Source organism: Streptomyces sp. NPDC102462 (assembly GCF_044765425.1).
In the GTDB taxonomy this organism is placed as follows: domain Bacteria; phylum Actinomycetota; class Actinomycetes; order Streptomycetales; family Streptomycetaceae; genus Streptomyces.
Map to the genome: position 1 here is coordinate 1 of NZ_JBIWKB010000125.1, position 6,333 is coordinate 6,333.

Here is a 6,333-nt window from a genome sequence, read left to right on the forward strand (position 1 = left end):
GGCCGCCCCCATGCGCGTACCGCATGACGACGTCATACCGCAACGATCAAGAAGCGTCACGGGCCACCGGACTCCACGAGTTCAACCTGAGTACCCCCGATCGGGCAGAGCCGCTGCCGGTTGCCGGGCGAGCCGCCTGCGGGAGCCGCTACGAAGATCACGACCTGCCCGTGATCTTTGGCCCGGGGTGGGTCGTGATCTCGATCGAACGGACCGCGTGCCCGCGGCCGGGCGTGGGATCACCGCGTATGAGCTGCATCTGTTCTTCGTCGGCCGGGCAGGGGGCGGAGGGGACGGCTGAGCGGATGGGTTCCGACGGCCGACAGCTCGCGCTGCGTCCGGCGTCGAAGTGGTATCAGCGGATGGGCCGGTCTCCGAAGTCGGACGCATACCTGGAAGGTGCGCGATCGGCCGACGTGTGTGCGGCCTGGTCGAGTTGGCGACTTTCATACGGCGGCTCCGACCGGCCGTAGGCGGCGAACTTCACCTGTGTGCTCTGCCGGGTCGGCACCGACCGCGTCGATGGGGCACCGGCGTCAGGACGCTGCGGGACCAAGAGCGAGGAGGGCCCGCAACGGCCGGGTGGGCTGCGGGGCGCCCCGCCAGATCAGCGCCTTTCGGTAAGTGAGGGAGGGACTGACCGGGACGGCACTGACCCGGGGGTTTCCGGCGAGAGCACGGTCGGTGCCGACCGTCAGGGAGACGCCGACACCCGCCTCCACCAGGGCGACGTGGAGAGCCCCGTCGTTGGTCGCGTACCGGGCGTTGAAGTCGATGCCGGCGCCATCGAACGCGGACTGCAGCCATGGCCGCAGTCCACTGTCCTGGCCGTAACTGATCAGGGTCTTTCCGGACAGCAGCTCGATGGGGATGCTCGTGCGACCTGCCAGCGGGGAGTCCGCTGGGACGACGGCCACGATCTCGTCTTCGAGCATGACCACACTGCGCATGCCCTGGGGCAGGGGATGCTCTGGCAGGGCCACCACGGCGGCGTCCAACTCGCCGTTCTCGACGCGCGAGATGAGCCCGGCGCTGCGCCCCTCGATGAGCTGCACGGCGACGCCCGGGTACTGGCGGTGGAAGGCCCCCAGGAGCGCGGGTAGACGGGTGTGCTCGACCCCGTTCACGGTGCCCAGGAGGAGCGTGCCGGTGACCAGCGCGGTGCGGGAGGCGAACTTCGCGACCACCCTGTCGGCATCGGCGAGGGTCCGGCTGGCCATGGGAAGCAGCACCCGGCCGGCCTCGGTGAGGCGGACGCTGCGTGGATTGCGTTCGAAGAGTGCTTCCCCGAGCTCCTTCTCCAGGGAACGGATCTGATGACTTACGGCGGGCTGTGCGACCCGCAGCCGGTCGGCGGCGCGGGTGAAGCTCTGCTCCTCGGCCACGGCAACGAAGAACCGCAGGGTTCTCAATTCCACGATCATTCACCCTATTTATTGCTGCCATCAAAAACTGATCTTGGACCTCGGTGTCATTTATCTTCACCCTAGTGTCTCGTGACCCTGATTGAGTTACTTCGAGTTGTTATTGACGAGTTTCTTCACGCTGGTCTGGACGAGTCGGACCTTGGCGAGGATCTCGTCGGCCGTGGCGGTCCAGGTGAAGGGTTTCGCGTTCTTGTTCCAGGAGTCGATGTAGTCGCGGATCTGTTTGACCAGGACGTTGACGCTTGCGAACGTGCCGCGGCGGATGGACTGCCGGGTGATGATCCCGAACCAGATCTCGATCTGGTTCAACCACGAGGACCCGACGGGGGTGAAATGGAAGTGGACGCGCGGGTTTTCCGCGGCGGCGGCACCTGGGTACGCGGCCCGCCGCGGCGCTTCTCCTCCAGACCGGCCAGGCCCCGCTCGGCATAACGGGCCTTGCAACGGTCCACCGTCAGCGGCGCCACCCCGGCGAGCTCGGCGATGTCCTTGCGCCGCCGCCCCTCACCGGACCACAACACGACCCGAGCACGAAGCGCCACATCGGCCGGAACATCCCGCGACCCGGCCAACTCCCGCAGTTCTGCCATCTGTTCAGAGGAGAGATCCATACCTGACTCAACGATCACAGAAGCCTCAGGTTCCATGAACAGGATCACGAGACACTAGATGCATGGCGGATGTGAAACAGGCGTCGAAGCGCCTGGACAGGGTTGGTCCGAAGACTGCGGACACCTCTGACCGGGCCGGACTCGGCAGCAGGCACGGGGCATGGATGCCGCCCCGCGGCCGGCGTGAGCGTCGCCGACATCTACTACGTGCAGCCGCTGCTGCGACCGCTGGCCGCCTCATTCGCGGTCTCCGACGCACTCGCCGGACTGCCGCCGGTGATCACCATGGTGGGCTACGCCCCAGGGCTGCTCCTGGTGATGCCCATCCTGGAGAGGGCCGGGCTGCACCGGCTGATGCGCCGGCTGAACGTGGGCAGGCTGATCGCTCTTGCTCTGGCTGCATCCGCGACGGGCTACGTGTTCGCAGCGGCATCGGTGCTGCTGGGAGCAACGAGTGCGTCGGCACAGACCCTGATGCCGGCGGCCGCGTCGCCGGTGCCGTGGGAGGCCGTGGGGCGTACCACAGCGCGCATCACGGCCGGCCTTTTCGGTGGCATCGTGGGCGCCCGCGTCATCGCCGGGGCACTCGACGGTCTCCTCGTCCGGCGTTCGGTATACGTGCTGTCGACGCTTGTGACGCTGGTCGTGCACCTTGCTCTCGGGCGGTTGCCCGAGCCGCCCGTGCGTCATGGGCTAGGTTCCCGGGCCCTTCCGGAGACGCTTCTTCCGCCTCTGCGCAGCGAGCGTGGGCTGCGGCAGGCGGCGCTCACCGCGACTACCGGTTTCGCCGCGTTCAACGTCTTCCGGACGGCGGTCACGCCGTATGTGACCCCGGCCCGCCGCACGGCTGGTCGACGACCGGTGCGGGGCTGCTGGGGGTTGGTGGGCGCCGTGCGTACCGCCACGGTGCCGGCCACAGGCCGGTTCCTCGGCCGGGGGCGCAGCGGTGCCTCGCCGTGGCGGCCGCTGGCGTGATGGCTCTTGGTCTCCTCATCGCCAGTCTGTGGGGGTTGTCGCCGGCGCAGCTGATTCTCGGGGCATTCCTGCTGGACTCCGGTGCACGCGTGAGCAACGTCGCCAATCAAACGCACGCCCTCAGGAAGCGTCCCGAAGCGCGCGCTCGCCTCAACGCTCTGTACATGACCACCAATTCGCAGCCGGGTCCGTCGGTTCCGCAGCGGGAGCGCTGCTGTTCGCACACGTCGGCCGGACCTTGACCACCCTGGTCGCCGCAGCCCTGGCCGCGCTCGGTGCCGCGCTCGCAGTCAGGTCGTAGCAAAGCGTTCGACAGCCTTCTCAAGCAAGGTCGACTACAACCGCCGGCACACCCGCCCTGCCCAGCAGGCTCGTGATCTGCACCTTCGGACGCACCGTACTCAGTGCACCGCGGCGACATCGGCGGTGCGCTGACGGGCACGCGCCACCGGTTACCCGGTTCTAGGGTGACGGCATCCGAGGAAGACCAACGGATGCCGTGTCCGAGGCCGTGACGCCGGTGATCCCGGTGCTGGAACCCGCGGCGACAACCAGCCCGCACCACCTCCTCGCCCTGCCCCCCGTCGAAGGCCACAAGGCGGTCGACGGACTACCGAGGGCGGTCGAACCGGCAGTTCCCGGTCGGCCTTCCCCTGCCAATACAAGCCGGCCCGGTCCCAGCCGCTGCCCACACTGAAGGAGCAGAAAATGAGTGATCCGAAGAAGGTCCTGTCCGATCTGATCCTGTCCACCTCGAAGGAACACGCGCCGCTCGACGCGCCCTGGGACGCGATCGACATCGCCGACTGGCTGCTGAACCTCCCGGACAAGGAGTACCAGCGCTGCGCTCCGCCCGACCACAAGGCGGCCGGCTACACCACAACCGACGACGGCCGGCCCATGTTGATCAACGTGGAGATGATCGGCACCGGGCTGGTGATCCAGCACTACGTCGCCGAGATCGCCGAGAAGCACCACTGCCACATGGTGTCCACCTCCGATGTGCTCACCCCGCACGGCTGGACGTCGGTCCAGGTGATCTGGGACCTGTCGGTCAAAAACAACGGCGACGGCACCGTCACCTACACCAACCAGGTCACCAGCCACCCCACCCAGGAGTTCATGGAGTTCAACGAGAAGAACGGCATCACCTTCGAACAGGCCGCCGCCGCACGGCAGGCCGCCTCCGGCGACCACAACCGGCGGGAAACGCCGCTGTTCGCCGCGAGCATCGCACGCCACGCCCTCGCACGGAGCTCACGATGACCACGCAGCCCGACCCGGATCCCAGGCCTTTGTCGCCCCGCGAGATGGCCCGCGCCTTCACCCCGGCCCTCACAGAGCTGGTGGAGGACCCCCTGTACAGCGAGGTGTGGGCGGATCCCACCCTCAGTCCCCGGGACCGCAGCATCGCGACCGTCGCCGCGGTCGTGGCGCTATATCGCCCCGAAGAACTGCCCGCACAGTTGCGGCGCGCCGTCGACAACGGGGTGACACGGGCCGAACTCGGCGTGCTCATCACACAGATCGCGTTCTACGCGGGCTTTCCCGCGGCCATCAGCGCCTCGGCCATCGCGGCCCGCACGCTCCCGGACTGAGAACGCATATCCAGGGTCTCCGGGGGCCACCGCCCGTTCCCGTCTTTCCCCGTACGTCGAGGACCGCACCAGCGCGTCCCGCGCAGCAGGAGATCCGATGACGACATACGAGGGACAAAGGAACGGGCGGCCGGCCCCTCCTTCCGGCAGTTGCCCCCTGGCAGGCGTTCTGCCTCCAAGCCTCGATCGTGGTCTTCTTCCTCGCCGGGGGGCAAGCGCGCCCACTCCGCTCTGTGCCACCTACCAGCAGGAGTGGCACTTCTCGGCGGTGGCGATCCTGCTCGCCCTGCTCACCGTCGGCTCGCTCTCCGACCATGTCGGACGCAGCCGGTGATTTCGGCTCCATCGTGGTCCAGGCGGCAGCGGTCGCCGTCCTCGCCGGTGCCGACGGAGTGCCCGGTTGGTGTGCGGCTGAATCCTTCAGGGGTTCGCGACCGGCACGGTCGTGGGTGCCGTATGCGCCGGCATGATCGACGCCAACCGCTCGGCGGGAACCCTCGCCAACGCGGTGACGCCAGCCGCGGTACCGCTGTGGGCGCCATGGGATCAGGGCTGCTGGTGACCTACGCGCCCCAGCCCACACACCTCGTCTACAACGTTCTTCTGGTCGTCTACGTACTGCAGGTCGTCGGCGTGCTCCTCATGGCCGAGACCGCCACCCGTACCCCTGGCGCGCTGCGCTCACTGCGCGTCAGCTGGACCGTGCCGGCACGGGCACGCGGTCCGCTGGTGAGGGCCGCGCCGGTGGTGCTGGCCGTCTGGGCTCTGGCCGGTTTCCACGGCTCCGTGGGCCCGGCACTGGTCCATCGCCAGATGCGGCAGAACTTCCTTGGCATGCCCCGCATCCGCCGGCCCCTGCCCGACCTTCGACCGGAGCGACCCGCATGACCGCATCCGACCCCACCGTCCAGGCGATGATCGAGGGACGCCGGGCCGACACCGGTCGACGGCGCCGGCGCGTGCTCACCGCCCTGGCCCAGGCCGCGAAGGACGGATCGGACGTCAGCGTCGCGGCGATCGCCCGCCGCGCCGGCGTCGACCGCACCTTCCTCTACCGCCACCGCGACCTGCTCGGCCAAATCCACGCGATGGCCGCCGAGCCGGCCGCCGCCCCGGAGGCCGCGGGCCAGCCGTCAGCAGGGCCTCCCTGCAAGCCGATCTGCTGGCCGCCGACGCCCGCACCGCCCGGCTCGCCGCCCAGGTCCGCCGCCTCGAAGCCCGCCTCAGCGAAGTCCGGGGCGAGCAGGTCTGGCGCGCGTCCGGCATCGGCGGCCCCGAGGACACCGAACAGGCTCAAGGCCTGGATCATCACCCTGGAACAGCAGGTGATCGACCTGGAACTCAAGATCCAGGACCGCGACGACGACCTCGCCGCCGCCCGCGCCACAAACTGCCTCGCCGCACAAAGGCGCAGGTGGAGGCCCTGCGGGCGGCGATTTGCGACCTGGCGGCTGGTGCCGGCGCAAGGCGCCCAGGGTCTGCCACAGCACGCCGAGCTCGATCTGGGCCGGAGTGAGCCCGGTCGCGTCAACCAGCTTCTCCTCGCTCATGTCGGCGGGGTGCTCGGCCATCGCGCGATAGATCTTGCCCGCCCATAGCTCAGCGTCAATGACCCGCGACCCGCGGGTGGGCCTTGTCCCCGAGGAGTGGACACCTGTTCGTGTCGTTATGCGGCAAGTGTCAGGGTAGCTGACTGCTGTTCGTAGGCGATCGGCGCCTGCT

The 6,333-nt window shown here is 68.8% G+C and carries 8 protein-coding genes; 5 read left to right on the forward strand and 3 right to left on the reverse strand.

The genetic code is table 11. The features are described from left to right. Positions 1 to 536: 536 nt before the first annotated feature. The 3 genes from ACIRFL_RS43265 to ACIRFL_RS43275 all read right to left on the reverse strand — a co-directional run bounded on the left by ACIRFL_RS43265 (position 537) and on the right by ACIRFL_RS43275 (position 2,086). Positions 537 to 1,418, reverse strand: a complete 882-nt coding sequence (locus tag ACIRFL_RS43265; protein WP_404041143.1) for a LysR family transcriptional regulator — start codon at positions 1,416 to 1,418, stop codon at positions 537 to 539. A 93-nt stretch (positions 1,419 to 1,511) separates the two neighbouring features. After that, the gene (locus tag ACIRFL_RS43270; protein WP_404041146.1) at positions 1,512 to 1,736 is read right to left on the reverse strand and encodes a hypothetical protein; all 225 of its coding nucleotides are present in this window, start codon (positions 1,734 to 1,736) and stop codon (positions 1,512 to 1,514) included. Then, positions 1,733 to 2,086: a transposase gene (locus tag ACIRFL_RS43275; RefSeq protein ID WP_404041148.1), complete on the reverse strand. Its 354-nt coding sequence runs from the start codon at positions 2,084 to 2,086 to the stop codon at positions 1,733 to 1,735. Before ACIRFL_RS43275 ends, ACIRFL_RS43270 begins: the two co-directional genes overlap by 4 nt. 135 nt (positions 2,087 to 2,221) lie before the next feature. On the opposite strand from ACIRFL_RS43275, the gene ACIRFL_RS43280 reads away from it, so the two are divergent. From ACIRFL_RS43280 to ACIRFL_RS43300, 5 genes are all read left to right on the forward strand, one after another. Then, the gene (locus ACIRFL_RS43280; RefSeq protein ID WP_404041151.1) at positions 2,222 to 3,013 is read left to right on the forward strand and encodes an MFS transporter; all 792 of its coding nucleotides are present in this window, start codon (positions 2,222 to 2,224) and stop codon (positions 3,011 to 3,013) included. Positions 3,014 to 3,721: 708 nt separating this feature from the next. Further along, positions 3,722 to 4,279, forward strand: coding sequence for a hypothetical protein (locus ACIRFL_RS43285; RefSeq protein ID WP_404041154.1), 558 nt, complete (start codon positions 3,722 to 3,724; stop codon positions 4,277 to 4,279). Continuing rightward, entirely contained in the window at positions 4,276 to 4,611 is a 336-nt protein-coding gene (locus tag ACIRFL_RS43290) for a carboxymuconolactone decarboxylase family protein (RefSeq protein WP_404041157.1), read from the forward strand. Before ACIRFL_RS43285 ends, ACIRFL_RS43290 begins: the two co-directional genes overlap by 4 nt. A 540-nt stretch (positions 4,612 to 5,151) precedes the next feature. Further along, the gene (locus ACIRFL_RS43295; protein WP_404041160.1) at positions 5,152 to 5,499 is read left to right on the forward strand and encodes a hypothetical protein; all 348 of its coding nucleotides are present in this window, start codon (positions 5,152 to 5,154) and stop codon (positions 5,497 to 5,499) included. Then, a complete protein-coding gene (locus ACIRFL_RS43300; protein WP_404041163.1) occupies positions 5,496 to 6,209 on the forward strand; it encodes a hypothetical protein in 714 nt (237 codons plus the stop codon). Before ACIRFL_RS43295 ends, ACIRFL_RS43300 begins: the two co-directional genes overlap by 4 nt. The last annotated feature ends 124 nt before the right edge of the window (positions 6,210 to 6,333 follow it).

Bases quoted from the DNA above. Each gene is read 5' to 3' on its own strand.
- ACIRFL_RS43300 (WP_404041163.1), top strand. From the start codon at position 5,496: ATGACCGCATCCGACCCCACCGTCCAGGCGATGATCGAGGGACGCCGG.
- ACIRFL_RS43285 (WP_404041154.1), top strand. From the start codon at position 3,722: ATGAGTGATCCGAAGAAGGTCCTGTCCGATCTGATCCTGTCCACCTCG.
- ACIRFL_RS43290 (WP_404041157.1), top strand. From the start codon at position 4,276: ATGACCACGCAGCCCGACCCGGATCCCAGGCCTTTGTCGCCCCGCGAG.
- ACIRFL_RS43295 (WP_404041160.1), top strand. From the start codon at position 5,152: ATGGGATCAGGGCTGCTGGTGACCTACGCGCCCCAGCCCACACACCTC.